Here is a 26,157-nt window from a genome sequence, read left to right as displayed (position 1 = left end):
GTCGGATCAGGGCCGGTCGCGCCGGTCGGCGTCGAGATCGGGGAAGGTGAACTGGCCACCCACATAACGGTAGACCGGGTCGTCCGCAGGCGGCTCGCCGTGTTCGGCGAGGACCTCGGCCGCATAGACCTCGGCGTCGTCGGCGGGGCGGTAGCCGAGGGCCCGCGCCTCGTCGAGGGAGACCCAACCGCCGCGTGTGTTGGGCGAGACGCCGTAGACGATCCGGAAGCCCGGCTCCGGCACGGAGAGGCAGGCCTCCAGCAGCCGGGCGCAGTCGTCCGGGGAGAGCCAGGTGGACAGCGCACGCGGGTCGGGCGGTTCGGGGAAGCAGGTCATGATCCGGATGCAGATCACGTCGAGCCCGTAGCGGTGGTGGTAGAGCGCGCCGAGCGCCTCGCCCGCGACCTTCGAGACGCCGTAGTAGGTGTCCGGCAGCGGCGGCGTGTCGGCGGTCAGCGGGTACTCGTCCGGGGTGCGGAAGCCGACGGCGTGGTTGGAGGAGGCGAACACGACGCGCGGCACTCCGGCCCGCCGGGCGGCCTCGAAGACGGTGTAGGTGCCGTTGATGTTGGCGTCCAGGATGTGCTCCCAGGGCGCCTCCAGCGAGATGCCGCCGAGGTGGATCACCGCGTCGACACCGGCGCAGGCCTGCTCCATCGCGGGCAGGTCGGTGACCGACGCCTGGATCAGCTCCTCGTCGCCGGCTCCCGCCGCCCCGGCCGTGCCTGCTGCTCCGGGGGTGAGCGGGGCGATGTCGAGCAGCCGCAGGACGCGGTCGGCGCGGGCCAGCCGGGGCCGGATCAAGGTGCCCACGCCGCCTGCGGCGCCGGTGATGAGAATGCGGGACAAGGTCTCCCCCTCGCGCTGCCGGTGCTGCATCGTCTCGGTCCTGCCTCTCGGCCCTGCCCATGCTCACAGAAGATCAGCTTGTTCACAATGCCAATCCTTGTTCATATATATGGACGCCGCTCCCTTGACCCGGGTCGAATGGCGCGCTTACGCTTCCCGCGTTCAGATCCATATACGCTGACCATGTACATGGATCTGCTGTGTTCCCGTGCCACCGAAGGGATCCACGACCTTGTCCTCTCCCGCCTCCCGGCCCGACTCCACCCAGCCCCTGGCCGCCCGCCTCGACGGACTGCTCTTCTTCCCGGTCACCGCCTTCGACGACTCCGGCGCCTTCGACCCGGTCGGCTACCAGGGGCATGTGGAGGCGCGGCTGGAGGACGGCCCCGGCGCCGTCTTCGCCGCCTGCGGAACGGGTGAGTTCCCCGCCCTCGCGCCCGCCGAGTACGAGCAGGTGCTGCGGGTCGCCGTCCGTGCGGCGGGCGGCCGGGTCCCGGTCGTCGGCGGCACCGGCTACGGCACCGCGCTCGCCCTCGACTACGCCCGCGCCGCCGAACGCGCGGGTGTGGACGGCCTGTTGGTGCTTCCTCCGTACAGCGCCGACGGCGGCCAGGACGGGCTGCTGCGCCACTACACGGCCCTCGCCGCCGCGACCCCGCTCGACCTCGTCCTCTACCAGCGTGACCAGGTGGCCTTCGCCCCGGACACGGTCGCGGAGTTGGCGACGGTGCCGAACATCGTCGGCTTCAAGGACGGACGCGGCGACCTGGACCTGATGCTCCGTATCGTCAGCGCGGTGCGCACCTCCGGCGTGGGCGAGGACTTCCTCTTCTTCAACGGCATGCCCACCGCCGAGATGACGCAGCAGGCCTATCGGGCGATCGGCGTCCCGCTCTACTCCTCCGCGCTGTTCTGCTTCGCCCCGGACCTCGCCCTCGCCTTCCACCGGGCGCTGGAGAAGGGCGACGCGGCCACACTGACCACGCTCACCGACGTCCTGCTCCGCCCCTACGTCGAGCTGCGCCGCCAACGGCCGGGCTACGCGGTCTCGTTGGTCAAGGCCGCGACCCGTGCGGCCGGGCACGCCGTCGGCGGCGTCCGGGCGCCGCTGACCGAGCCCGAGCCGGAGCACCTGCGCACGCTGCTGGACCTGCTCGCCCGCACCCGCCAGGCGCTCGGGTGAGCGCGGCGGCCGACCCTTGGACCGACATCGGGGCCGTGCCCGTCGGCGCCTACCTCTACCCGTGGGACGTCGTCGAGGACCCGGGCTGTGCGGACCGGGTCGCCGAACTCGGCATCCGCCGGGTCGCCCTGGCCGCCGCGTACCACAGCGTCCGGGCGCTGACGCCGCGTCACCCCGGGCACCGGGTGGTGACCGCGGACCACTCGGCGGTCTACTACCGCCTGGATCCGGCCCGTTGGGCGGACGGCGGAGAGCTCGAGCCCGCCCCGGCTTCCTGGATCGCCGAAGGAGCCTTCGAGCAGGCCGCGGCATCCCTCGCCGAAGCGGGCCTGGAGGTCTACGCCTGGACCGTGCTGGCGCACAACCAGCGCCTGGGGACGCTCCATCCCGACAGCGCGGTGGTCAACGCCTACGGCGACCGCTACCCGTGGGCGCTGTGCGTGTCCTCCCCGGCCGTCCGCCGCTACGGCGCGACGCTGGCGGCCGAGACCGCCGCGCTCCCCCACCTCGCCGGGCTGGAGCTGGAGTCCTGCGGCTGGTACGGCTTCGACCACCTGCACGCCCACGACAAGACCTCCGGCGTCGCCCTGCCGCCCGCCGCCCGCCTGCTCCTCTCGCTCTGCTTCTGCCGGCCCTGCGCGGACGGCTACGCCGCCCACGGCGCGGACCCCTGGCGCCTGCGCCGAGCCGTCCGCGAGTCCCTGGACGAGGTCTTCTCCGGGCGCGCCGGCGGCCGCCCGGACGACGCCACGCTCCCGCCCGAACTCACCGACCCGGTACGGCGGATGCGCATCGCCACGGCCACCGCGTTCCGCGCCGGGGTGCTGGACGCCGTCCGGGCCGAGCGGCCGGGACTGCCCGTGCTGCTGCACACCCAACCCGACCCGCTCGCCGTCGGCGCGAACCCGGGCGCCGAGCCGGCCACGCTCCACGCCACCGCCGACGGCGCGATCCTGCCCTGCCCGGTGCGCGCGTCGTCCGCACTCGACGCCGTCCGGACGCAGGCGGGGCCCGGACGGCGGGTGGCCGCGACCGTCACGGCGGTGCGCGGCATGGGCGCGGACCTCGACGACCTGCCCGCGTGGTGCGCCGACCTCGTCGCCGCCGGGGCCACCGAACTGCGCTTCTACCACGCCGGATTGGCATCGGCCGCAGACCTTGCGGCGATCCGCGCGGCGGTGGCCGGGCTCACCGCCTGACCACCGCGCCTGACCACCGCCGCGCGCACGGATCGTCAGAAGCGCGGCGTGCGGCGCTCCCAGGCCGGGTCGGCGAGCACCATGCCGACCCGGTCGTCGCGGCTCCGGACGCCGCAGTCGAGGTACTGCTTGTGCAGCCGCTCCAACGCGTCGCGGTCCAACTCGACGCCCAGTCCCGGCCCCTGCGGCACGGCCAGCGACCCCTCCGACCAGATGAGCGCGCCGGGCCGGACCACGTCCTCGCGCTGCCACGGCGAGTGCGTGTCGCACTCGTAGGTGAGGCCGGGGACGGCGGCGGCCAGGTGCGTCATCGCGGCCAGGGAGATGCCGAGATGCGTGTTGGAGTGCATGGAGAGGTCCCAGCCGAAGGTCTCGCAGATGCCCGCCAGCTTCAGGCTGGCCCGGAAGCCGCCCCAGTAGTGATGGTCTGTCAGCACGATGTCGACCGAGTTGAGCGCGGCGGCCTCCGGCACCTCCGCGAAGGAGGTGACGCACATGTTCGTGGCCAGCGGCAGCGAGGTCGCCCTGGCCACCTCCGCCATGCCGGGGTTGCCGCCGGTGGGGTCCTCCAGGTACTCCAGCAGGCCCTCCAGCCGGGGCGCGATCCGCTTGGACGTCGCCACCGACCAGTTGGCGTTCGGGTCCAGCCGCAGCGGGTGCTCGGGGAAGGCCGCCCGCAGCGCCTCGATCGCCTCGACCTCCGCCTCGGGCTCGAAGACGCCGCCCTTGAGCTTGAGCGAGCGGAAGCCGTAGGTGTCCACCAGCCGACGGGCCTGGGCCACGATCCCGTCGGGGTCGAGCGCCGCGCCCCAGTCGTCGTCCGGGTAGCCGTCGGGGGCCGCGCCCTCGGGGTGCTTCGCCCAGCGGTAGAAGAGGTAGGCGCTGAACGGGACGGACTCCCGCACCGGGCCGCCGAGCAGGTCGCAGACCCGCAGACCGGTGGCCTTGCCCTGCGCGTCGTAGCAGGCGACCTCGAAGGGCCCGACCGTCTGCGCCACGGACTTCTCGCGCGACGCGGCGCCGATCAGGTCCGTCATGCCGACCGAGTCGACCGAGCCGCCCAGCGCCTTCGCCACGCGCGTACCGATGCCGTTGAGGTCGAACACCGAGAGCCCGACCAGCGCGGGCGCGGCGGCGCGGAGGTTGGCGAGCGTCGGGTCGTCTCCGTAGGCCTCGCCGAGGCCGGTGATCCCGGCGTCGGTGTGCAGTTCGATGACGGCCCGCAGCTGGTACGGCTGATGCACGCCGGAGGCGTTGAGCAACGGCGGGTCGAGCACCGCCACGGGCGTGACGACGACGTCGGTGACCTTGGGAGTACGCAACGACTGCCCCTTACGGCTGTATTCAGACATATGAACGCATCACATGGATATGAACAGCCTAGAACTGTGCCTCCGCCTGGGCAATGCCTGAGCCGTCGAGCAGTGCCGAAGCCGTCCAGCAGTGCCTGACCCGTCGGGGAACTCAGAGGTGCCGCGTCGCCAGCGCCAGCCGCTCCCGCGCGCCGATCAGCGCGTCCCGGATCATCTGCTCCCGCCCCGGCGTCAGCCGGGCGACCGGGACCGAGCAGCTGACCGCGTCGCGGGCCGGGGTGCGGTAGGGGATGTCGACCGCGAAGCAGCACAGCCCCAGGGTGTTCTCCTCCCGGTCCATCGCGTAGCCGCGCTCGCGGACCGTCCGCAGGTCCTCGATCAGCGCGGCGCGGGTGGTGTGGGTCCGCTCGGTCACCGGCTCCAGCCGCTCGGGCAGCATCCGCTCCAGTTCGGCGTCGTCGTAGGTCGCGAGCAACGCCTTGCCCAGGGACGTCGCGTACGCGGGCAGCCGCCGACCGACGCGGGTGAACGGGCGCAGGTAGTGCTGCGAGGCACGGGTGGCCAGATAGACGACGTCGGTGCCGTCCAGCCGGGCCAGGTGGATGGTCTCGGTGGTGTCGTCGGCGAGCCGGTCCAGCACCGGCCTGGTCGCGGCGACCACCTCGTCGCCGTCGATGTACGAGGTGCCGACCAGCAGCGCGCGCATGCCGATCCCGTAGCGGGTGCCGGTGACGTCGGTCTCCACCCAGCCGAGCTCGACCAGGGTGCGCAGCAGCATGTAGAGGCTGGACTTGGGGTAGCCCAGCGCCTCCTGGACCTCGGCCAGACTGTGCAGCCCGGGGCGGCCGGCGAAGAACTCCAGCAACTCGACCGTGCGCACCGCGGACTTGACGTTCGCACCGCCGCTCGCAGCGGTGGTTGCGGCGGTGCTGGACTGCGCCATCGAACGGCCCCCTCGGATTCGTACAGGTCTTCTGGAGAAGTTCACACACATGGACTGCGTTCAGCATAGACCGGAGGAGATGTTCATGCATATGAACTATGTCCAACTCCTTGACTGGCTTCGGAAGAAGCCCTGTCATGTCATCCATGGACGAGACCGACGGGACAGACCCGACGACGATCCGTCGCGCGCAGCTGACGCGCCGACACCTCCTCAGCACCGGCGCCGCGGTGACCGGCGCCGCCCTCCTCGGCGCGGCTGCAGCCGCCGGACCGGCCGACGCCGCGGCTCCCCCTGCGACGCCGTCCCCGGCGCCCACTCCCGCGCCCACTCCGGCACCCACTCCGACGTCGGACCCCTTCGACCAACTGCGCGGCGTCTGGTCCGACATCCTCACCGGCGGCAGCGCGGTCGATCCGAGCGACCCCGACTACGCCGCCGCGATCGCGACCGTCGACGCCACGGCAGCGGCGGACATCGCGCTCTACGACGACTCCCCGAGCCCGGCGTCCGTCTACACCGACCTGCCGTTCACCCACGTCGAGAACGCCAGCGCCACCTACGCCCGGCTGCTGGCCGCCGCCGTCGCCTGGGGAACGCCCGGTTCGCGCTACCACCAGGACCCGGCCGTGGCGGCCCGACTGGTCCAGGCGCTGCGGCTGATCGGCACGGCGTACTACAACCCGTCCTCGGCCGAGGTCGGCAACTGGTACCACTGGGAGATCGCCGCACCGCAGAACCTGGTCAACACCTGCGCCGTACTCGGCACCCAGGTCCCGAGCGCCGATCTCACCTCCTACGTCGCCACCGTGGCCCACTTCGTGCCGGACCCCACCCACCAGCAGCAGGGCACCGTGGTCAGCACCGGGGCCAACCGCTCCGACCTGTGCCAGATCACCATCCTGCGCGGCATCCTGGCCAAGGACGGCACGCTGATCGCTCTCGGCCGCGACAAGCTCTCCGACATCTACCCCTACGTCACCGCCTCCGACGGCTACTACCACGACGGCGGCTACATCCAGCACGGCAGCGTCGCCTACAACGGCCACTACGCGTACGTGCTGCTGAACGACCTGAGCCAGCTCTCGCTGCTGCTGACCGGCTCGTCCTGGCCGATCAGCGACCCCGGCTTCGCGGTGATCCTCGACTCCGTCGACCTGACCTACGCGCCGTACATGTACGACGGGTTGGTCATGGACGTGGTGCGCGGCCGGTTCCTCTCCCGGCAGGGCGAGACCGACCACGACGCGGGGCACGACATCACCGAGGCGGTGCTGCGGCTGATCCCTCTCGGCTCGCGCGAGCAGCAGAAGCGGTGGAAGGCGCTGGCCAAGGGCTGGATCACCCGCGAGGGCTTCGCGCCGATCAGGGCCACCGCCTCGCCCGCCCGGATGGCGCTGGTCAAGTCGGTGCTGGACGACCCTTTGGTCCACCCGGCGCGGCAGGGGCCGAACCACGTCCAGCAGCCGTCGATCGAGCGCGCGGTCCACCGGCGCGAGGGCTGGGGTTGGGCGGTCGCGCTCTCCAGCAGCCGGATCGCCCGGCTGGAGGCGATCAACGGCGAGAACCAGCGCGGCTGGCACACCGGCGACGGCGCGACCTACCTCTACACGAGCGACAACGGCCACTTCACGGACAACTACTGGCCCACCGTCGACTGCACCCGGCTGCCCGGCGTCACCGCCGACACGCTGCCGCTCCCGAACAGCGCGGGCAACGGCACACTTCCGCCGACCACCTGGGCGGGCGGCGCGGTGCTGGACGACCGGTGGGGCGCGGTCGGCCTGGACCTGGTGCCGTACGGCGCACCGCTGCGGGCGCGCAAGTCCTGGTTCTGCCTCGACGACTGCGTGGTGGCACTCGGCGCGGGCATCACAGGCAGCTCCGGCCACACCGTCGAGACCACGCTGGAGAACCGCAACCTGCACCCGACGGGCACCAACCGGCTGACCGTCGACGGCGCCGCGCAGCCGACCGCGCTCGGCTGGACGGCGGCGTTCCCGGCCGGCTCGGGCTGGGCGCATCTGGACGGCGTCGGCGGCTACGTCCTGCTGCCGGGCGGGACGTGGGACGGCACCGTGCTGCGCGCGCTGCGCGAACAGCGGACCGGAGCCTGGGCCGACATCGACAACGGCCCCAGCACCGGTGGAACCTCCACCCCGTACACCAACACCTACGTCACGCTCTGGCTCGACCACGGCGTGAACCCGACCGACGCGCAGTACGCCTACCTCCTGCTGCCCGGCGCGGACGCCCGCACCACCGCACTGCGGGCGGCCGGCCCGCTGGTCGAGGTGCTGGCCAACTCGGCCGACCTGCAGGCGATCCGGGACCGGAAGGAGGACCTGACGGCGGCCAACTTCTTCACCGCCGGCACGGGCGTCGGCCTCACGGTCAGCGGTCCCGCCTCGGTGCTGGTGCGGCGCAGAGGAGCCGCGCTCTCGGTCGCGATGAGCGACCCCACCTGCACCCAGTCCACGCTCACCGTCACCGTGACCGGCTTCGGCCGGATCCGCGGCGGCTTCGGCGACGACCCAGGCGTCCGGGTCCGGGTGGCCGACGGCGCAGCGACGATCACGCTGGACCTCGCCCAGGGCCTGCCAGGCACCACCCGCACCGCCCGGCTCCGCCTGTGAGAGAACGGGTTCGGACCCCCGGCGGCGGTCAGAACTTGTCCGCCGCCGAGAGGATCGCCTCGCGGATGCGGACGTAGGTCCCGCAGCGGCAGATGTTCCGGATCTCGTCGAAGTCCGCGTCGCCGATCTCGTGGCCTGCGGCGCGCGCCTCCAGGACCTTGGCGACGGCCGCCATGATCTGCCCCGGCTGGCAGTAGCCGCACTGCGGGACGTCCATCTCCAGCCAGGCCTCCTGCATCGGGTGCAGGTCCTTGCCCACGGTGGCGGGCAGGCCCTCGATGGTGGTGACCTCGTCCGTCGACGCCACGTCGGAGACGGGGATGCAGCAGAGGTTCACCGCCTTGCCGTTGAGGTGGCTGGTGCACGCCTGGCAGACGCCGAGCCCGCAGCCGTACTTGGGCCCCCGCACGCCCAGGATGTCGCGCAGCACCCAGAGCAGGCGCACGTCGTCCTCGACGTCCACGGTGACCTGCTTACCGTTGAGGACGAAGGTGTGCTGGGGCATGAACGGAACTCTCCTTGTTCAGATCGTTCGAAGCAGGGCTGACGAGCCGTCAGTACGCGCGGCTGAGGCCGTCGGTGGGCGACTGCGGGATCGGCGGCACGGTGGGCAGCGGCGTGAAGCCCAGCGGCTGGTCGTGGTTGATCGGGAAGGTGGTGGGAAACGTCCCGGTCGCCCGCGCGTAGGCGCACGCCACGGCCGCCATCGACGCCGCCACACCGAACTCGCCGGCGCCGCCCGGCTGGCCGGTGGTCGGCGGCATCACCACGATCTCCAGGTCGTTCGGGACGTTCCACTGCCGGGTGTAGAAGTAGTTGTCCCAACTCCCCTCCTGGAAGACGCCGTTCGTAAGGTGCAGGGAGGAGCTCAGGGTCAGCGCGATGCCGTCCATGATGCCGCCCATCATCTGCGCCTTCAGGCCCAGCGGGTTGACGGCCAGGCCGACGTCGACGGCGCAGACCGCCTTGGTCACCCGCGGCCCGGTGTACGCGTCCGGGATCTTCCGGTCGACGGTCGCCGCCGTGCAGTCGATCTCCACCAGCATCGCGACGAAGCCGTGGTACTCCGCGTGCAGCGCGATGCCCTGGGCGGTGCCGGGGGCCATCGTCCGGCCCCAGTCGCCCTGCCGGGCCACCGTGTCCAGCACCGCGATCGCCCGCTGGTCCTTGAGGAAGGAGCGGCGGAACGCGTACGGGTCCTGGTTCATCGCGGCGGCCAGCTTGTCGACCACCAACTCCTGGGCGCAGCGCACGTTGGGCGAGTAGATGTTGCGCATGCTGCCGGTGTTGAAGCCCTTGTCGACCTCGCTGAGCAGCTGCGTCGTCACGCCGAAGTTGTAGGGCGTCTGCTGGGTCAGCTCGAAGATGGTCTCCGAGAAGCCGATGTCGCCGACCGGGAGCTTGGCGACCAGCGCGGTGATGATCTCACCGAGCCCGTGACTGAAGTCGGTCGCCACCGAGGTGTGTCGCTGCTCGTAACTGATCACCTCGCCGACCGAGTAGGTCGCCCGGACCCGGGAGGTCGACATCGGGTGGCTGCGGCCCTGCCGGAAGTCGTCGGTGCGGTGCCACATCAGCCGGACCGGCTTGCCCATGGCCTTCGAGATCTCGGCCGCCTCGCGGGCCGCGTCGAAGAAGAGCTTGCGCCCGAACGACCCGCCGCCCTGGACCACGTGGACGGTGACCGCCGAGACCGGCAGACCGAGGTCGGCCGCGATCGCCTCCTGCGCCACGATGGGCGACTTGAGCGAGGCCCAGATCTCCGCCCGGTCCGAACGGACGTCGGCGACCGCGCAGTTGGGCTCCAGCGCGCTGTTGCTGGCGAAGTGGAAGGTGAACCGCTCGTCGACCGCCTGCGTCAGCAGCGGCAACGGCGGTACGACCAGCGGCAGTTCGGCGGCGGCCAGCTCGGCGAGCACGGTGGCGTCCGAGGAGTGGTCCTCCGTCCCCGGGCCCCAGGTGACCTGCAGCGCACGCACCGCGTCGATGCACTGCCCGAAGGTCGCGCCGCGCACGGCGACGCCGGTGGAGATCACGGCCACGTCGGTGATCCCGGGCATGGCCAGCACGGCGCCCTGGTTCTGCACCGAGACGACCGTGCCGTTGATCGTCGGCGGACGGCACACCATGCTCGGAAGCGCGCCCTCGACCTGCAGGTCCATCGCGAACTGCTTGCGTCCGGTGACCGCGTCCAGCGCGTCGATCCGGCCCTGCGGCGTACCGACGAGGGTGAAGTCCTTGGCGTCCTTGAGCGTGACCGAGACCGCCGTCGTGCTCACCGAGGCTGCCGCCGTGGCGAGCTGACCGTACGTCATCTTCGCGCCGCTGGCTGCGGTCACCACGCCGAGGGCGGTGGTCAGCGTGTCGATCGGCTCGGCGAGCGCCAGCGCGGCGGCGTTGAGCAACCGCCCGCGCGCGATCGCGGCGGCGACCCGGATCGGGGTGAAGGTGGAGATGGTGGTGTTGGACCCACCGGTCAGCTGGTTGAAGAGCAGCTCCGGCCGGGCGTCGGCCAGGGTGATCCGGACCTGGCTCAGCGGGATGTCCAGCTCCTCAGCCACGATCATGGCGCTGGAGGTGGTGATGCCCTGCCCGACCTCGGCGCGGGGCAGGGCAAGCGTGGCGGTCCCGTCGGTGCCGAGCTGGATGCTGATCAGATTGGCCGTGGGCAGGGCCGCATCGGTCAGCATGTCGTTGAGGTCGTAGATCTCGGACGGCTCCGGCAGGGACGGGATCCCCGCCTCCGGGAGGCCCGACTCGGGCACGGCCGCGGAGGCGCGCTGCGGCGCCGCGACGCTCTCGCCGAACTGCGCGGCGACGGTCAGCGTCGACGCGGCGAGGACGTATCCCAGAAAGGTCCGCCGCCCGACACCCGGCGCCCCACTCCGCCCGTCCGTCCCCTGGTCGCCCATCAACGCCCCTCCGGCTTCGTCCACTTGACCCTGTTCCCACCCGTGCGACCCGATCCGAGCCGTACGCGCCGTGCGCCTCTTACGCGCCAGTAAGGTGTCGAACCTGGAGCTTTGCACAGTTGACGGCGTCGCGCCACGGCCCGTGCGATCTTCGGTCCGGCTCGGCGAAGTTCAACACGTGCCAGGCCCGCGGCCCTGGCTGTGATAGGCACGACCCGGGCCACCGCCGTGTCGTGAAGAGGGGAGCCGTCCGTGGACGACCGCGAGGAACTGAGCAGGCGCTTCGAGGAACAGCGGCCCCGGCTGCGGGCCGTCGCCTACCGGATGCTCGGCTCGCTCGCGGAGGCCGAGGACGCGGTCCAGGAGGCCTGGTTGCGGCTGGACCGGGCCGTGAACCGGACGGAGCAGGACCCCGAGGCCGAGCCGGTGGAGAACCTGGCGGGCTGGCTGACCACCACGGTCGGGCGCATCTGCCTGAACCTGCTGCGCTCACGCGAGCGCCGCCGCGAGGACGCCCTGGACGCGGCCGTGGTCGAACCCGCCGTCGGCCGTGAGGCCGCGCCGGAGCAGCGCCCGGCCGATCCGGAGCAGGAGGCGCTGCTGGCCGACGAGGTCGGCCTGGCCATGCTGGTGGTGCTGGACACACTCACCCCGGCCGAGCGGTTCGCCTTCGTGCTGCACGACATGTTCGCCGTCCCCTTCGACGACATCAGCCCGATGATGGAGCGCACCTCGGCCTCCGTCCGGCAGTTGGCCAGCCGGGCGCGGCGCCGGGTCAAGGGCGTCACCGTCGTCCCGCAGCCGGATCCGGACCGGCGACGGGAGGTGGTGTCGGCGTATCTGACGGCCTGTCGCGGCGGGGACTTCGAGGCGCTGGTCACCCTGCTGGACCCGGACGTGGTCATCCGCGCCGACGCGGCGGCCGGCCCGACCCCGCATCCGATCTCGCTCAGCGGCGCGCGGATCGTCGCCAAGGCGGCGCTCGGTTCCAAGGAGCGCGCCCAAGTCACCGAGGAGGCGCTGGTCGACGGCGGCTACGGGCTGGTCATGGCGCCGCTCGGCCGAATCGCGGTCGTGCTGACCTTCGGCTTCACCGAGGGCCCGGACGCACGGATCACCGGGATCAACGTGATCGGCGAGCCGGAGCAACTGCGGAAGTTGGAGCTTGGCGTCCTCGATCTCCCTGAGCCGTCAGAGAGCTGACACCCGGTCAGTTCCCTTGATCCAGGCCTCGGCGCGCAACCGCTTCAGCGTCTCGACGTCGGCGGCGTGCCCGAAGCCGGGCGCGGCGCTGCGGTCGGGCGTCTCCAGGATCAGCGGCACCCCGTCCGTCGCGGGGTGCCGGAACAGCTCCCGGAACGGCTCCGCGCCGATGTGGCCGTCGCCGATGTTGGCGTGCCGGTCCTTGCGCGCGCCGACCACGTCCTTGGAGTCGTTGGCGTGGATCAGCTTCAGCCGCCCCGGACCGAAGACCTCCTCCAGCAGGTCCAGCGCCTCCGTCACGCCGCCGGGCGCGGCCAGGTCGTGCCCGGCCGCGAAAGCGTGGCAGGTGTCCAGGCAGACGCCGAGCCGGGGATGGCGGTCCAGCGCGTCGGCGTAGGCGGCCAGGTCCTCGATCCGCGAGCAGAGCGACTGGCCCTGACCGGCCGTCGGCTCCAGCAGCAGCCAGGGCACCGCCTCGCCGCCCTGCAGCTCGTCCAACTCGTCCAACTCGTCCAAGAGCGGCCGCACGTCCGCGCGGACCTGGGCCATCGCCTCGGCCCGGCGCGATCCGCCGTCCGCGGTGCGGCCGACCGCCGAGCCGGTGTGGACCACCACGCCCAGCGCGCCGATCGCGTGCGCGCGCAGCAGTGAGTGCCGCAGCGAGTCGGTGGACCGCTCACGGGTCGCGGCCGTGTCCGAACCGAAGTTGATGAGGTACGGCGCGTGCACGTACGCGGGGATGCCGCGCTCCCGGCAGGCCTCACGGAACGCCCGGTCCTGGGCGGGATCGCCCTCGGGCGTGGCCCAGCCGCGCGGGTTGGCGACGAAGACCTGGACCGCCTCCGCCCCCATCCGCTCCGCGTAGGCGAGCCCGGTCCCGACCAGCCCGCGCCCCGCGACCGGGACGTGCGCCCCGATCGGGTTGCGTCGCCGCGCTGCCGGGTCGACCACGGGGGCGAAGGCAGCTGCGGAGGCGGATGCGGCGGTATTGGTGACGTCGTGCGGGGCGTGCATGCCCGCAGCATCCCACGCTCCGCAGGACGACCGGTTCCCGGGCCCGCCGCATGACGGATACGTGACGGATTCCCCGACCACGGCGTTCGCGGAGACTCGAAGCATCGGAACGAACGAGCCGAACCACCGAGAACCAACCGCAGAGAACCGGAGCCCGAGATGACCGCCTACGCCCTCGCCCTTGTCCACTCCGTCGAGTTCGGCCCGGACATCGTCGACTACCTCCGGCGGATCGACGCCACCCTCGACCCCTTCGGCGGCCGGTTCCTCATCCACGGCGGCAACGTCGAGGCCTTCGAGGGCACCTGGGACGACATCCGCGACGTGATCCTGATCGAGTTCCCGGACGAGGACAACCTCCGCGCCTGGCACGCCTCGCCCGCGTACCAGGAGATCCTGCCGCTGCGCACCCGCCACATGAACGCCGACGCCGCCTTCGTCGCGGGCGTCCCGTCCGGCTACCGAGGCGTCGACTCCCTCGCCCACTGACGGCGAAACGCTCACCCTCACCGAACGGAGACTTCAGGCACGCGTGGTATAGCTGTGCCATGAACGGATCCCTGAGCGCTTCCACGATCCACTTCCCCGGTCACGACGGGGACGAGATCGAGGGCTACCTGGCCCGCCCCGATGGCGACGCTTCGCGCGGCGGCGTGGTGGTCATCCACCACATGCCCGGATACGACCGGGCCACCAAGGAGATCGTCCGGCGCTTCGCCGAGATGGGCTACGACGCCCTCTGCCCCAACCTCTACTCCCGTGAGGCGCCCGGCGCGGCGCCGGACGACGCCGCAGCCGTGGCCCGCGCCAACGGCGGTGTGCCGGACGACCGCCTGGTCGGCGACGTCGGCGGCGCCGCCGCGTACCTGCGGGCGCTGCCGCACTCCAACGGCAAGATCGGCGTGATCGGCTACTGCTCCGGCGGTCGCCAGTCCGTGCTCGCCGCCTGCCACCTCGACCTCCAGGCCGCCGTCGACTGCTACGGCGCGTTCGTCACCCTCGACCCGCCGGCGGACTTCCCGACCTCGGCCCGCTCGCTGGTCTCCCAGCTGCCGCAGCTGCGCGCGCCGCTGCTGGGCCTGTTCGGCGCGGAGGACAAGTTCCCCTCCCCCGACCAGGTCGAGGAGCTGGACCAGCTGCTGACCAAGGACGACAAGCCGCACGAGTTCCACAGCTACGAGGGCGCGGGCCACGCGTTCTTCGCCGTGGACCGTCCGTCGTACAACGTGGCCGCGGTCAACGACGGCTGGGAGCGGATCGCCGCCTTCTACGCCGCCCACCTCGGTAACTGAGCGTTTGAGCAACTGAGCAGGAGTTCGGACCATGTGCACGTACACCACCGTCAAGGCCGAGATCGACGGCAGCGGCAAGGGGCCGGGCGGCTCCTGGCTCCACGTCACGGACGCGACGGTCTACTACGACCACCCCGTCCACGCGATGCACGAGCACACGCTCAACATCGACTTCGCCGACCCGTCCCGTGACCCGGCGTCCCGGGTCGCGCTGGAGCTGACGGCGGAGTCCGCGCGGCGTCTGGTCGCGGCGATCCAGGAGGCGCTGGCGGCGGTTCCGGAGGAACTGCTCACCTGAGCCGACAGGCTGAACCGCCGGGGGTGCGCGTCACGATGCGCACCCCCGGCGTTTTCCTGTGCTTTCTCATCCAGCCTTCATCGATACCGGCCCGCCACCGGGTATCAGCCAGGCAGCACCCCGTCAGCCGGACGGGGGCGAGCAGGGCAGGCGACTGACATGGGACCGTTCGGACCGTATGGACGCTACGGGGGCCCCCACCACGGGGGCCTGTGGATCTTCCCGGTGATCACGATGGTGATCTTCTGGGTGCTGCTGCTGATCATCATCGTGCTGCTGGTCCGCTTCATGGCCCGCCGCTCGCGCTGGAACGCGCAGCAGGCGCACCAGAGCGGACCCGGTACCGCCCCCGGACCGGGCGGCTGGCCCGGCCCGCCGAAGTGGGGTCCGCGCGCCCAGGCCGCGCCCAGCGCGGAACAACTGCTGGCCGAACGCCTGGCCCGCGGCGACATCGAGGTCGACGACTACTACCGCCGCCTCGCCGCCCTCCGCGGCGAACCACCACAGACCGAACCACCGATCCCACCGATACCGCCCGAGCCTCCGGCGACCACCTGACTCCGAACTGCTCCGGCCGAACTCCTACTTGAACCAGTAGCGGACGCCGTGGTGGTAGGAGCAGGTGCCCTGGGAGTGAGCGCTGTAGCTGATCGAGTAGTCACGGCACTGGGCGGTCTCCCACTTGTTCGCCGGACGCTGGCGGTGGGTCCAGCCACAGAGACCTGTGGTGTGGGAGACGCAGCGGTGAGCCGTGTTGGTGGCCGGCAGGCTGCCGCTCGCCGAGGCGGCAGCAGCGGGTGCGAGGGCGAGCGCGGCTGCGGTGGCGACGACGGCTATGGAACGACGGAGCAAGGCATCTCCTCGATGTCCGGATGTGCAGGATCCATGAAGATCATGTGATGAATCTGCACTCTTCCAGACCGCGCACCCCCGCACCGGCGCCGTTGCAACCTCGTGACCTTGGGTTTCCACGAGCGGTTTCCACGAGCGGTTTCCACGAGCCGGCGACCGACGGCTACGCCGAGCCCCGCTCCGCCGTCCCCGCCCGTGCGGCCAACGCCCGGGCCGCGCGCCGGACGCGCCAGGCGTGCGGGACGGGCGGGAACATGCGGCGCCCGAGGCTGCCCGCCTCGTCCTTGGTCCAGCCGAGGTTGTACTGGGCGAAGGCCAGGTTGGCCCGACCGGCCAGCGTCGCGAGCCGGTTGGCGCGCAGATGGGTGCTCACGGACCCGATCCGCACGACGAGCAGCCGGTCGCCGTCGGCGTCGAGCAGCACGATCCAGCGGCGATGGAAGAGCCCGACCTCCTCGACGACCTCGGCCAGGGTCGCGGGCCGGGGTCCGGGGCCCTCCGCCCGGAAGCCGTAGACGACCCCGCGCCGTACCCGGACCCGGAGCAGCTCTCCGTCCCAGTCCAGCGCCGGAAGCCGCTCGGCCGGGAACGGCAACCGGTGCTGCTTCGAGGCGGGATCCAACCGCAGCGGCTTACCCGGCGTGCCCGGCGCCGGCACGTGCTGCTGCGGCAGTTCGCCCCGGACCAGGCTGCGCCGCGGGTCGGCCAGTTCCTCCGTGACCCGGTCCAGCATCGCCGCGCGCCGCAGCTGACGCGGCATCAACCGCCACAGCGGCACGTCCAGCAGGGCGGGAAGGGGCGAGAGCAGCAGCATCCACAGGCCGACGGAGCCGGAGGCACGCGAGAGCTGGCCGAGGTGGTCGTAGCTCGCCATGCTCGCGGTGTCGGGCAGCCCGTCCTGGCGGTACGCGAACCACGCGTTGCCGAGCAGCCCGAAGCACGCACCGTAGAGTGCCGTCACCGACCCACGCCAGCAGACCCGGCGCTGCCGCAACCGCCACCGCAGCGCCGGAAGTTCGGCCCTCGGCGCACGCCAGACCCAGAGCGTCGCGGCGGTCAGCAGCAGGACCACCGCGATCGAGAAGTCCACGTTGTCGAGCGGGTCGGTGTCGTCGCCCGCCGGAAAGCAGAAGCCGATCCCGAGCAGCACGAAGAGGACCACGACCGCGATCCGCGCCCTCCGCCGCCGATACCGCACCCGCGCGCCCACCACCGACGCCAGCCTCCGCCAACTGCCCGCCACGACGCTCCCCTTCGTCCTTCACCGGCCCGCGCGCCTGCCCTCGTGCCTGCCTACGTGGGCCGGCCCGCGATATTCGGATGCCCCGCAGCGGGCCCCTTCCCTACACTCACCACGAACCGAACACACAGGAGACGAGAGGGGCCGGGCCATGCGTCAGCGTAGTGCCGACATGCTCTCCGTCCTCCGCCGGGCCGCCCGGTCCGAGGTGATTCTGGTGTCCTCGTCGCACCGGTCCCGGCTGCGCGGCCGGTACCGGACCCGGTGACGACACCCGCGTCCTGACACTCGAGTTCAGACACCCGAGTTCTGACGCCCGCGTTCAGACGCGTCCCGTCCCGGGCAATCGCGCCGTCCTGTCCAGGTATTCCCTGAAAGGCCAACGGCCGTGCGTACCACCCTGATCAGCAACCTCTCCCGCGTCCGCAACATCGGCATCCTCGCCCATGTGGATGCCGGTAAGACCACCGTCACCGAGCGCGTCCTCTTCCTGACCGGCGCGACCCACAAGCGCGGCGAGGTCCACGACGGCACCACCGTCACCGACTTCGACCCGCAGGAGCGCGACCGCGGCATCACCATCTTCGCCGCGGCGGTCAGCTGCGACTGGGACGGGCACCGGATCAACCTGCTCGACACCCCCGGCCACGTCGACTTCGCCGACGAGGTCGAACGCTCGCTCCGGGTCCTCGACGGCGCGGTTGCGGTCTTCGACGCCGTCGCCGGGGTCGAGCCGCAGAGCGAGTCGGTGTGGCGGCAGGCGGACCGGCACGGCGTGCCGCGGATCGCCTTCGTCAACAAACTCGACCGCGCCGGGGCCGACCTCGACGCCGCGGTGGACTCCATCCGGCAGCGGCTGCACCCCAACCCGCTGGCGGTGCAACTGCCGATCGGTCAGGAGGACGCGTTCACGGGCGTGGTGGACCTGGTCCGGATGCAGGCGCTGCTCTGGCCGGGCGGCCCGACGGACGGGACTGCGGGCGGCCCGACGGGCGGAACGGCAGACGGAACGGTGGAGGGCATGCTCGTCACCCCGGTGCCCGAGCAACTGCGGCCGGAGGCCGAGGCCAGGCGTCACCGCCTCGCCGAGGCCGTGGCCGAGCTGCACCCGGTGGCCCTGGAGGAGTTCTGTGCCCTCGGCACCCTCTCCCCCGGGACGCTGACCGCAGCGCTGCGCGACCTCACCCGCAGCGGTGAGGCCGTGGTGGTGCTCTGCGGCTCGGCCTACCGCAACCGCGGCGTCGAGCCGCTGCTGGACGCCGTCGTGGCGTACCTCCCTGCCCCCTCGGACCTCCCGCCGGTCCGGGCTGCCGGGAGCGATGCCGGGGCCACCGACAGCACCGGGGAACGCCCGGCCGATCCGGACGCGCCGCTGGTCGCGCTGGTCTTCAAGGTCCACGCGGCGCCGACGGGACGGCTGACGTTCCTGCGCCTCTACGCGGGGACGCTGCGCCGGGGTGACACCGTGCTCGACACGGCCTCGGGCCGTACCGAGCGGGTGGGCCGGATCCTCCGCGTCCAGGCGGACCGGCATGTCGACGTGGCGCAGGCCGTGGCCGGCGACATCGTCGCCGTGATCGGTCCCCGTTCGGCACGGGCCGGGGCGACCCTGTGCGCGCCGAACGCGCCGCTGGTGCTGGAACCGCCGAGCGTGGCCGTCCCGGTGGTGACGGTCGCGATCGAGCCGCGCCGCTCCGCCGACGCCGACCGACTGGCGACGGCGCTGGCTCGGTTGATCGAGGAGGACCCGTCACTGTCGATCCGCACCGATCCGGAGACGGGTCAGACGGTGCTGTCCGGGATGGGCGAACTGCACCTGGAGGTGGCGGCTACGAAGATCCGCAGGGAACGGGAGTTGGAGGTGGTCGTGGGCCGCCCGCAGGTGGCCTTCCGCGAGACGGTGACGCGTCCGGTCACCGGGCTGACCTACCGGCACGCCAAACAGGACGGCGGCTCGGGTCAGTTCGCCCAGGTGGTGCTGGACGTCGAACCGGCGGAGCAGGGCGAGGAGTTCGCCTTCTCCTCCGCCGTGGTCGGCGGCCGGGTCCCGCAGGAGTTCGTCCGCGCCGTCGAGGCGGGCTGCCGCGACGCGCTCGCGGACGGTCCCCTCGGCAGCCACCCGGTGACGGGTGTGCGGGTCACCCTGACCGACGGGGCGACCCATGTGAAGGACTCCTCGGAGTTGGCGTTCCGCACCGCCGGACGCCTCGCCCTGCGCGAGGCGCTACGGCAGGCCGCGCCGATCCTGCTGGAGCCCGTGGTCGAGGTCACCGTGACCGTCCCGGACGACGCGGTCGGCGCCGTCCTCGGTGATCTGGCCGCCCGACGCGGCCGGGTGACCGGCGGGGCGGCGCGGACGGGCACGGCGGTGGTGACGGCGACGGTGCCGCTGGCCGAGCTCTTCGGCTACGCGACCCGGCTCCGCAGCCGCACCCAGGGCCGCGGCACCTTCACCAGCCGGCCCACCGGCTACGCCCCGGCGCCGTAACGCTGCGTGATCACCGGCCCGCCCCCTCCGACGGGGGCGGGCCGGTGACTTGACGGATTCTCACAAGTTCTCACAAGGTTCACGCATCCACCCCACATCGCCACCCCACACCCGTGCGTGGTGTGACAGACTGCTCACGGTTGGCAACCGGCAGGGTCATTCTGATATGACTTGGACATGTCACTCACGGTCCCTTCCATCCTGGCCGAAGGGCCCGCCGAGCGGGCCCTCGAGTCCCTTGGCCTGCCCCCGTACGCGGCAAGGGTCTACGCCGCGCTGGCCCGCGTCGCGCAGGCCACGGCGGCCGAGTTGTCGGAGGAGGCTCGGGTGCCCCGGCAACGCGTCTACGACGTGCTGGAGTCACTGATCGACCAGGGCCTGGTGACCAAGAGCCCGGCCAAGCCCGCCGTCTTCCACGCAGTGGACCCCCTCGACGCGAGCGCCGTGCTGCTCGGCGCGCAGCGGGAGAACCTGGTCCGGCTGGAGTCGATCGCCGCCGACCTGGTGGCCGACCTGCGCCGGGCCTGGCAGTGCGCCCGCGCCGCCGCCCGCCGCGCGGGACGCCGGGACACGAAGGCCGCCGCCGTCGACGCAGACCGGGACACCGGACGGATCGCGCTGGCGCGCATGGAGCACTGGCGGGACTACGCGATGCACTCGGTCCTGGCCACCGCCCGCCCGCCGTTCGAAGGCCTCGACGACCCGGACTGGATCCGCCGGGTCCGTACGCTGACCGGCTCGGGCGGGATCGTCCGCTGCGTCTACCACTCCGACCTGCTCGACGACCCCGCGCTCGTGCGCCAGGCCGCCGCCTACGTCGCCGCAGGCGAGGAGGCACGGGTCACCGACAGCGTGGAGACCCGGATGATCCTCACCGACAGCGCCCGCGCCCTGCTGACGCTCCCCGCCGCGGACCCGGCGACGGCCGGCGGCCCGGTGCTGTTGATCGATCTCCCGCCCGCCGTCGAGGAGTTGGCGGAGTCGTTCGCCCGCCTCTGGGACCACGCGACACCGTTCGCGGCGTAGCGCCCGCCTGCCCAGCCCGGCCCGGACTGACGTGCGCCGTCCGACGCGCGGCGGGCGGGCCGGGGGCGGGCGCGGGAGAATGGTGCGAGGGGTCTGCCCGTCCATCTGGGAGGACCCGATGAGAAGCCACTCGCGTTACCCCCGCTACGCGGCAACAGCAGCCGCGCTCGCCGCAGGCGCCTTCGTACTCGCGGCCGGAAGCGCGTCCTCGACGCCCAACGCCTCCAGCTCCGCCTCTGCCTACCCGTCGTCCAGTTCGATGTCGTCCACCTCGATGTCGTCCAGTTCCATGCCGTCCAGTTCCATGCCGTCCAGCTCGACGTCGTCCGGTTCCACGTCGTCCAGCCCGATGCCCGCGCCCTCGTCCAGCGGGAGCGGGTCCGGCACGACCACCACCACCCTGCGCCTCTACAGCGTCGCGGAGATGTCCAACCTGTACGCGCCCGACGGGACGGTGGTGACCAACCCGAGCACCGCGCCCACGCTCGGCAGCTACGTGGTGTCCACGGACACCGACTACCTCGGCAACCACACCTCGCACGGCTCCACCGCGGTCGGCACCGACCACCTCTACTGCCTGATCACCAAGGCTCCGGCCACCGCCACCTGCTCGGCCCAGATCGCCATGGCGGACGGGTCGATGCTGATCTCCGACAACTCCACGCAGAACCTGGCGACCAGCCAGAACTCCAACGCCCCGATGACCTTCCCGATCACCAGCGGCACCGGCAGGCTGGCGGGCGCCCACGGCACGGTGACGGTCACCCCGATCGCCAACAGCAGCAACGCCGACTTCACGGTCACCTACACGAAGTGAGCCACCCTCCAGGGGACGGGGCAGCCGCGCGGCTAGGCTCAGGATCATGGAGAAGCTGCGCTGTGCCGTCCTCGACGACTACCAGAACGTCGCACTGACCGCTGCCGACTGGTCCCCCGTCACGGACCGGGTCGAGGTGCGGACGGTGCGTCGGCACATCAGCGACCGCGAGGAGCTGGTCAAGGCCGTAGACGACTGCGAGATCGTCTTCATCATGCGCGAGCGCACGCCGTTCGACGCGGAGCTGTTCGCGCGCCTGCCCCGGCTGCGGTTGCTGGTCACCTCCGGGATGCACAACGCCTCGGTCGACCTCGACGCGGCGGCGCGGCACGGCGTCACCGTCTGCGGGACGGCCGGCTCCGCAGAACCCCCGGCCGAGCTCACCTGGGCGCTGCTGCTGGGCCTGGCCCGGCAGGTCACGACGGAGAACGACGCCCTGCGGTCGGGCGGTCCGTGGCAGCAGACGGTCGGCACGGACCTGTACGGCCGACGGCTCGGCCTGCTCGGGCTCGGCAGGATCGGCTCGCGGGTGGCCAAGGTGGGGCAGGCGTTCGGTATGGAGGTCTCCGCCTGGAGCCAGAACCTCACCGCGGAACGGGCCGGCGCGGAGGGCGTCGCGCTTGCCGCGAGCAAGGAGGAGCTGCTGGAGACCAGCGACTTCCTCTCCGTCCATCTGGTGCTGAGCGAGCGGACCCGCGGCCTTGTCGGCGCGCCCGAGCTGCGGCGGATGCGCCCCACCGCCTACCTGGTCAACACCTCGCGCGCGGCCGTCGTCCACCAGGACGCGCTGGCCCGGGCGCTCCGCGAGGGCTGGATCGCGGGCGCGGCCGTCGACGTGTTCGACATCGAGCCGCTCCCGGCGGACCACCCCTTCCGCACGCTGCCCAACCTGCTGGCGACGCCGCACATCGGCTACGTGACCGAGCGGAACTACACGCGCTTCTTCACCGAGGGAGTCGAGGACATCGCCGCCTTCCTCGACGGCGCACCCGTGCGCACGCTCGGCAAGGGCTGACCGCCCGGACACGGAACGGGCGCCGAGCGCTCAGGAACCCGACCCGCCCGACCCGCGCGACCACCAGTGCCGCTTCGGCCCCCGGTGCGAGACCGGCCCGTCGGTCAACCCCTCCGCACTGGGCGCGTCCGCGTTCGACGGGGCTCCATTCGACGCCTCCGCGTTCGACGCCGCCGACCTCGGCGGCGCGACCGGCCGGCCTGCGGCGTCCTTCGGCGGGTACAGGCCCTCGCGCTCGTACTCGGTGGTGGCGATCACCTCGATCAGCTGGTCCTCGCTCATGTCCTCCGAGCCGGGGACGTGCGGGACCAAGCCCATGAGCACGCCGTCCTGCAGCACCTCGGCCTCCAGGCCCAGCGCGTCGCTGCTGTCCCAGATCGCCTCGCCTTCGTCGTCGGGGAGCAGCACGCGCACCGCGTACTCGTACACGCCGAGGTCGGCGAGGTGGGCCATCACTCCGCGTGCCCGCAACGCGGCCACCAACCGCTCCGCCCGCTCCTGCTCCATCCCGGCACCGCCTCGGTCGACTGGCCCCGTTCCCCACCGTAAGCCGCTCCCGCCCGCACTACATCCCGCAGCTACATCCCTCCGGCGACGCGCAGCACCGCGCCCGTGGTGAAGGAGGCGTCGGCCGACATCAACCAGGAGACCGCGCCCGCGATCTCGGCCGGATCGCCCGAGCGCCCCATCGGGATGGTGGACGCCAGCTTGGCGGGACGCTCCGGATCGGCGTGGAACTCGGTCCAAATAACGCCCGGAGCAACGCAGTTGACGCGGATGCCGTCCTGCGCGACCTCCTTGGCCAGCCCGATCGTCATCGCGTCCACGGCCGCCTTCGACGCCGCGTAGTGGACGTACTGGCCGGGGCTGCCGAGGGTAGCCGCGGCCGAGGAGATGTTGACGATCGCGCCGCCGCCGTTCGCGGTCATGTCCCGGATCGCCCGGCGGGCGCAGAGCAGGTAGCCGAGGACGTTGGTGTCCAGCGCGCGGCGCAGGCCGTCCACGTCGGCGTCGGCCAGACGGCCGTTCGGCCCGCTTTCGCCCGCGTTGTTGACCAGCCCCGTCACCGGGCCGAGTTCCCGGGCGGCGGCGTCGAAGAGCGCGTCGACGGCGGCCTCGTCCCCGGTGTCGACCGCGACGGTCAGCGCGCGGCGTCCCGCGCCGCGGACGGCGTCGGCGACCTTCTCGGCGGCGGCCCGGTCGGAGCGGTAACCGACGACGATGTCGTGACCGTCGACGGCGAGCCGTTCGCAGATCGCCGCGCCGATGCCACGGCTTCCGCCGGTGACCACTGTGACCTGCTGCTTCGCGTCCTGCGTCGCGTCCTGCATCGCGTACCTCCGCGGCCGAGTCGATCTTTCTCGGCCCCAGAGTTCCACAGATGAGTTCCACAGATGCTCCGGCTGCCGGGATCTGACTGCTGATCGACCCCCGGCTCAGTCCGCGGCGGCTCAGTCCGCGGCCAGGTACTCCTTGACCAGCTTCTTCGGCGCGCGGTCCAGCCAGGCCTCGGTGATCAGTTCCGTCAGCTCCTGGACGTCGATGTGGTCGAGCTGGACCAGGACCGCCGGGTAGCCGTCGAAGTGCGGGGTGGTGAAGTAGACGTCGCCGCCCTGCTCGACCAGCGCCGTCTTGACGCCGAGATCGGGCACCCGGACGCCCAGGACCGGCCCTTCCGGCGCCGCCGCGCCGAGCGCGGCCAGGTCGGTGGAGCGCAGCGGGCGCTCCCAGACGAACCCCTTGTCCCCGACCCACCAGTGCGCATGGTCGCGCGAGGGGCGCTCGCTGGTGCCGGGCAGCCCGAGCGCGATCCGGCGGACGTCGTCCCAGGTCGCCATGGAGCGAGTCTAGGTCCGTCCGACCGGCCGCGCCCGGGCCGCAGCTCCGGACTCCGGAGTGCGCGTCAGCCGCGCTTGCCGCCGAGGAAACCGCGTCGGCCGCTGTCCTCCGGCGCAGTCACGGGCTTCACCGCACCGTTGTCGGCCTTGGCCTTCCCCTCGCCCTTGCCCTTCTCGATCGCGGACCTGTCGACCGGGGACTGGTCAGCCTGGGGCTTGTCGATCATGGCCTTGTCAACAGTGAGCGCGCGGGCCAGGGCGACCACGTCGTCCAGCGGCCGGTGCACGGCGGCGATGCGCAGCGCGCTCTCCACGGCGGCGACGGCGGGCCCGTCCGCCAGTGAGCCGACCAGGAACGCGACATCCGCTATCGGCCGGTGGACCACCGCCGCACACAGGATCTCGTGTCCTCTCGCCTGTTGAGCGCCGTCGAGTGACGCAAGTAGTCGCGACACGTCCTCCAACGGGCGGCCTGCGGCGATCGCGCAGGCCGGGCTCGGTGAGCCCATCTCACCCGCGGAGTCGAGGATCGCGAAGAGCTGTGCCACCTCCTCCACCGGCCGGTTCGCAACAGCGGTGTGGACCAGCGAGGCGGCCCAGTCGTGCCCGGGAGGGGCGGTGACGACGTCGGCGGAGGTCTGGCCGCTGGAGGTCTGGCCGGTGGTGGTCTGGGCGTTGGACGACGGGGTGAGCGAGAGAGCGCGTGCCACGGTACTACTCCAGTGTGTGCAGTGATTCCGCAGCGTCCCTGCGGAAACGCCCGTCCCGAGCTCGGAGGGTTTCCGGGGTTCCGCAGACGAACGCTCCCACCAGAGTCTCCGCCACCCAGCCGGGCGAACCACCCCGGACGGCCATGTGGGGGAACCGTCTCGGCGCGTCGGCCGGCCGGCCGAGGCGGCGTCAGTACCGGGCGTTCATCGCCGAGCGGACTTCGTCCAGCGTGGCGTCGGCCACGGCGTTGGCGCGCGCGTTGCCGCGCCGCAGCACCTCCCGCACGGCGTCACGGTCCCGGGCGAGCTCGGCACGGCGCGCCCGGATCGGGGCGAGGTGGCCGTTGACGGCGTCGGTGACCCGCCGCTTCAGCGCCGCCGCGCCGCCGTCGCCGATCTCCTCGGCGACCTGGTGCGGATCGACGTCCTCGCAGAGCGCGGCCAGCAGCACCAGGGACGAGACCGCAGGGCGGCCGACGGGGTCGTAGCTGATCCGACGGTCGGCGTCGGTGACCGCACCGCGGATCAGCTTGGCCGTCTCGTCCGCGGTCGCCGCCAGCGAGACCGCGTTGCCCCGGCTCTTGCTCATCTTGGTGCCGTCGGTCCCCAGCAGCAGCGGCGCGGCGGAGAGCTGCGCCTCCGGCTCGGGAAAGACGGGCTCTGCGGCAGAGGCGTAGCGCTCGTTGAAGCGCCGTGCCACGGTCCGGGTGACCTCCAGATGTGGCAGCTGGTCCTGCCCGACCGGAACAACGGACGCCTTGCAGAAGAGGATGTCGGCCGCCTGGTGCACGGGATAGGTGAACATCAGTCCGCTGACGGCATGTTGGCGCGAGTGGGCGATCTCGTCCTTGACCGTCGGGTTGCGGCGCAGTTCCGCGACGGAGACCAGGCTGAGGAACGGCAGCAGCAGCTGGTTGAGGGCCGGGACGGCACTGTGCGTGAAGATCGTGGCGCGCTCGGGGTCGATGCCGACGGCGAGGTAGTCGAGGACCAGCTCCTCGACATGGCCGGGCAGGTCCTCGGCGACGTCGCGATCGGTGATCACCTGGTAGTCCGCGATCACGACGAAGAGGTCCGCGCCCTGCCGCTGGAGCGCGACGCGATTGCGCAAGGTGCCGAAGTAGTGCCCCAGGTGCAGCCGACCGGTGGGACGGTCGCCGGTGAGCACGCGGGTGGCGGTGGCGGTGCTGGTCATGGTTTCTCCCGGTGGTGTCGCTGGGCGGTGCGGATGGCAGGGGCCGTAGGACGGCGGGCCACCCGCGCCTGGGAAACCGGGACCGGGGAAACCGAAGGGCCGTCCAGACGGACGGCCCTGGCATGCGTACTGGG

At 72.1% G+C, this 26,157-nt stretch carries 26 protein-coding genes; 12 read left to right on the top strand and 14 right to left on the bottom strand.

Annotated features, from left to right (window positions below; translation table 11 throughout):
• Window positions 1-6 precede the first annotated feature (6 nt).
• Complete coding sequence (locus tag ABH940_RS26395) at window positions 7-849, bottom strand: NAD-dependent epimerase/dehydratase family protein (protein WP_370065629.1); 843 nt, start codon at window positions 847-849, stop codon at window positions 7-9.
• A 232-nt stretch (window positions 850-1,081) separates the two neighbouring features.
• Between ABH940_RS26395 and ABH940_RS26390 the strand changes: the two genes are divergently transcribed.
• Both ABH940_RS26390 and ABH940_RS26385 read left to right on the top strand, forming a co-directional pair.
• Window positions 1,082-2,032, top strand: a complete 951-nt coding sequence (locus ABH940_RS26390; protein ID WP_370065627.1) for a 5-dehydro-4-deoxyglucarate dehydratase — start codon at window positions 1,082-1,084, stop codon at window positions 2,030-2,032.
• Complete coding sequence (locus ABH940_RS26385; RefSeq protein WP_370106322.1) at window positions 2,029-3,231, top strand: hypothetical protein; 1,203 nt, start codon at window positions 2,029-2,031, stop codon at window positions 3,229-3,231. Before ABH940_RS26390 ends, ABH940_RS26385 begins: the two co-directional genes overlap by 4 nt.
• 35 nt (window positions 3,232-3,266) lie before the next feature.
• On the opposite strand, the gene ABH940_RS26380 is transcribed toward ABH940_RS26385, so the two are convergent.
• Window positions 3,267-4,553, bottom strand: coding sequence for a glucarate dehydratase family protein (locus tag ABH940_RS26380; protein WP_370106321.1), 1,287 nt, complete (start codon window positions 4,551-4,553; stop codon window positions 3,267-3,269).
• A 142-nt stretch (window positions 4,554-4,695) separates the two neighbouring features.
• Window positions 4,696-5,487, bottom strand: a complete 792-nt coding sequence (locus ABH940_RS26375; RefSeq protein WP_370106320.1) for an IclR family transcriptional regulator — start codon at window positions 5,485-5,487, stop codon at window positions 4,696-4,698.
• 137 nt (window positions 5,488-5,624) lie between these two features.
• On the opposite strand from ABH940_RS26375, the gene ABH940_RS26370 reads away from it, so the two are divergent.
• Entirely contained in the window at window positions 5,625-8,123 is a 2,499-nt protein-coding gene (locus tag ABH940_RS26370) for a polysaccharide lyase 8 family protein (protein ID WP_370106319.1), read from the top strand.
• Window positions 8,124-8,151: 28 nt separating this feature from the next.
• Here ABH940_RS26370 and ABH940_RS26365 read toward each other — a convergent pair whose 3' ends face one another.
• Together ABH940_RS26365 and ABH940_RS26360 are read right to left on the bottom strand one after the other, a co-directional pair.
• Window positions 8,152-8,628, bottom strand: coding sequence for a (2Fe-2S)-binding protein (locus ABH940_RS26365; protein ID WP_370065617.1), 477 nt, complete (start codon window positions 8,626-8,628; stop codon window positions 8,152-8,154).
• Between the two features lie 49 nt (window positions 8,629-8,677).
• Entirely contained in the window at window positions 8,678-11,035 is a 2,358-nt protein-coding gene (locus ABH940_RS26360; RefSeq protein WP_370106318.1) for a molybdopterin cofactor-binding domain-containing protein, read from the bottom strand.
• Between the two features lie 252 nt (window positions 11,036-11,287).
• On the opposite strand from ABH940_RS26360, the gene ABH940_RS26355 reads away from it, so the two are divergent.
• A complete protein-coding gene (locus ABH940_RS26355; RefSeq protein WP_370106317.1) occupies window positions 11,288-12,238 on the top strand; it encodes a sigma-70 family RNA polymerase sigma factor in 951 nt (316 codons plus the stop codon).
• Here the strand turns inward: ABH940_RS26355 and ABH940_RS26350 are convergent.
• Window positions 12,227-13,252, bottom strand: coding sequence for a deoxyribonuclease IV (locus ABH940_RS26350; protein ID WP_370065611.1), 1,026 nt, complete (start codon window positions 13,250-13,252; stop codon window positions 12,227-12,229). The two genes, ABH940_RS26355 and ABH940_RS26350, sit on opposite strands and share 12 nt — an antisense overlap.
• A 159-nt stretch (window positions 13,253-13,411) precedes the next feature.
• On the opposite strand from ABH940_RS26350, the gene ABH940_RS26345 reads away from it, so the two are divergent.
• The 4 genes from ABH940_RS26345 (at window position 13,412) to ABH940_RS26330 (ending at window position 15,400) form a co-directional block, all read left to right on the top strand.
• Window positions 13,412-13,741: a DUF1330 domain-containing protein gene (locus ABH940_RS26345; protein WP_370065609.1), complete on the top strand. Its 330-nt coding sequence runs from the start codon at window positions 13,412-13,414 to the stop codon at window positions 13,739-13,741.
• Window positions 13,742-13,800: 59 nt separating this feature from the next.
• Window positions 13,801-14,544, top strand: a complete 744-nt coding sequence (locus tag ABH940_RS26340) for a dienelactone hydrolase family protein (protein WP_370065607.1) — start codon at window positions 13,801-13,803, stop codon at window positions 14,542-14,544.
• A 31-nt stretch (window positions 14,545-14,575) separates the two neighbouring features.
• Entirely contained in the window at window positions 14,576-14,842 is a 267-nt protein-coding gene (locus ABH940_RS26335) for a DUF6295 family protein (RefSeq protein WP_370065605.1), read from the top strand.
• A 225-nt stretch (window positions 14,843-15,067) separates the two neighbouring features.
• Window positions 15,068-15,400, top strand: coding sequence for a hypothetical protein (locus tag ABH940_RS26330; RefSeq protein WP_370106316.1), 333 nt, complete (start codon window positions 15,068-15,070; stop codon window positions 15,398-15,400).
• A gap of 24 nt (window positions 15,401-15,424) precedes the next feature.
• Here the strand turns inward: ABH940_RS26330 and ABH940_RS26325 are convergent, their stop codons facing one another.
• Together ABH940_RS26325 and ABH940_RS26320 are read right to left on the bottom strand one after the other, a co-directional pair.
• Window positions 15,425-15,694, bottom strand: a complete 270-nt coding sequence (locus tag ABH940_RS26325) for a hypothetical protein (RefSeq protein ID WP_370065601.1) — start codon at window positions 15,692-15,694, stop codon at window positions 15,425-15,427.
• A gap of 163 nt (window positions 15,695-15,857) precedes the next feature.
• Window positions 15,858-16,937 carry a hypothetical protein gene (locus ABH940_RS26320; protein ID WP_370065599.1) on the bottom strand — a complete coding sequence of 360 codons (1,080 nt, stop codon included), beginning with the start codon at window positions 16,935-16,937 and terminating at the stop codon, window positions 15,858-15,860.
• A gap of 385 nt (window positions 16,938-17,322) precedes the next feature.
• On the opposite strand from ABH940_RS26320, the gene fusA reads away from it, so the two are divergent.
• Entirely contained in the window at window positions 17,323-19,422 is a 2,100-nt protein-coding gene (fusA, locus tag ABH940_RS26315; protein WP_370106315.1) for an elongation factor G, read from the top strand.
• A gap of 177 nt (window positions 19,423-19,599) precedes the next feature.
• Window positions 19,600-20,448 (top strand): TrmB family transcriptional regulator, encoded by an 849-nt coding sequence (locus ABH940_RS26310; protein WP_370065595.1) that lies wholly within the window; start codon window positions 19,600-19,602, stop codon window positions 20,446-20,448.
• Between the two features lie 240 nt (window positions 20,449-20,688).
• Here ABH940_RS26310 and ABH940_RS26305 read toward each other — a convergent pair whose 3' ends face one another.
• Entirely contained in the window at window positions 20,689-20,835 is a 147-nt protein-coding gene (locus tag ABH940_RS26305; RefSeq protein ID WP_370065593.1) for a hypothetical protein, read from the bottom strand.
• Window positions 20,836-20,872: 37 nt separating this feature from the next.
• Between ABH940_RS26305 and ABH940_RS26300 the strand changes: the two genes are divergently transcribed.
• Window positions 20,873-21,265, top strand: a complete 393-nt coding sequence (locus ABH940_RS26300) for a hypothetical protein (protein ID WP_370106314.1) — start codon at window positions 20,873-20,875, stop codon at window positions 21,263-21,265.
• Window positions 21,266-21,311: 46 nt separating this feature from the next.
• On the top strand, window positions 21,312-22,280 hold the full coding sequence (locus ABH940_RS26295; protein WP_370065589.1) for a D-2-hydroxyacid dehydrogenase family protein: 969 nt from the start codon (window positions 21,312-21,314) through the stop codon (window positions 22,278-22,280).
• A 30-nt stretch (window positions 22,281-22,310) separates the two neighbouring features.
• Here ABH940_RS26295 and ABH940_RS26290 read toward each other — a convergent pair whose 3' ends face one another.
• The 5 genes from ABH940_RS26290 to trpS all read right to left on the bottom strand — a co-directional run bounded on the left by ABH940_RS26290 (window position 22,311) and on the right by trpS (window position 26,023).
• On the bottom strand, window positions 22,311-22,787 hold the full coding sequence (locus tag ABH940_RS26290; RefSeq protein ID WP_370106313.1) for a hypothetical protein: 477 nt from the start codon (window positions 22,785-22,787) through the stop codon (window positions 22,311-22,313).
• A gap of 71 nt (window positions 22,788-22,858) precedes the next feature.
• Entirely contained in the window at window positions 22,859-23,611 is a 753-nt protein-coding gene (locus ABH940_RS26285; protein WP_370065586.1) for an SDR family NAD(P)-dependent oxidoreductase, read from the bottom strand.
• Window positions 23,612-23,731: 120 nt separating this feature from the next.
• Window positions 23,732-24,118 carry an MmcQ/YjbR family DNA-binding protein gene (locus ABH940_RS26280; RefSeq protein WP_370065584.1) on the bottom strand — a complete coding sequence of 129 codons (387 nt, stop codon included), beginning with the start codon at window positions 24,116-24,118 and terminating at the stop codon, window positions 23,732-23,734.
• A 65-nt stretch (window positions 24,119-24,183) separates the two neighbouring features.
• Entirely contained in the window at window positions 24,184-24,828 is a 645-nt protein-coding gene (locus tag ABH940_RS26275) for a hypothetical protein (RefSeq protein WP_370065582.1), read from the bottom strand.
• A 190-nt stretch (window positions 24,829-25,018) separates the two neighbouring features.
• On the bottom strand, window positions 25,019-26,023 hold the full coding sequence (gene trpS, locus ABH940_RS26270) for a tryptophan--tRNA ligase (RefSeq protein WP_370065580.1): 1,005 nt from the start codon (window positions 26,021-26,023) through the stop codon (window positions 25,019-25,021).
• Window positions 26,024-26,157 lie beyond the last annotated feature (134 nt).

Source organism: Streptacidiphilus sp. BW17 (genome assembly GCF_041262485.1).
Lineage (GTDB): Bacteria > Actinomycetota > Actinomycetes > Streptomycetales > Streptomycetaceae > Streptacidiphilus.
The sequence above is the reverse complement of the archived record's forward strand: the minus strand, read 5'-3'. Positions and strand labels throughout refer to the sequence as shown.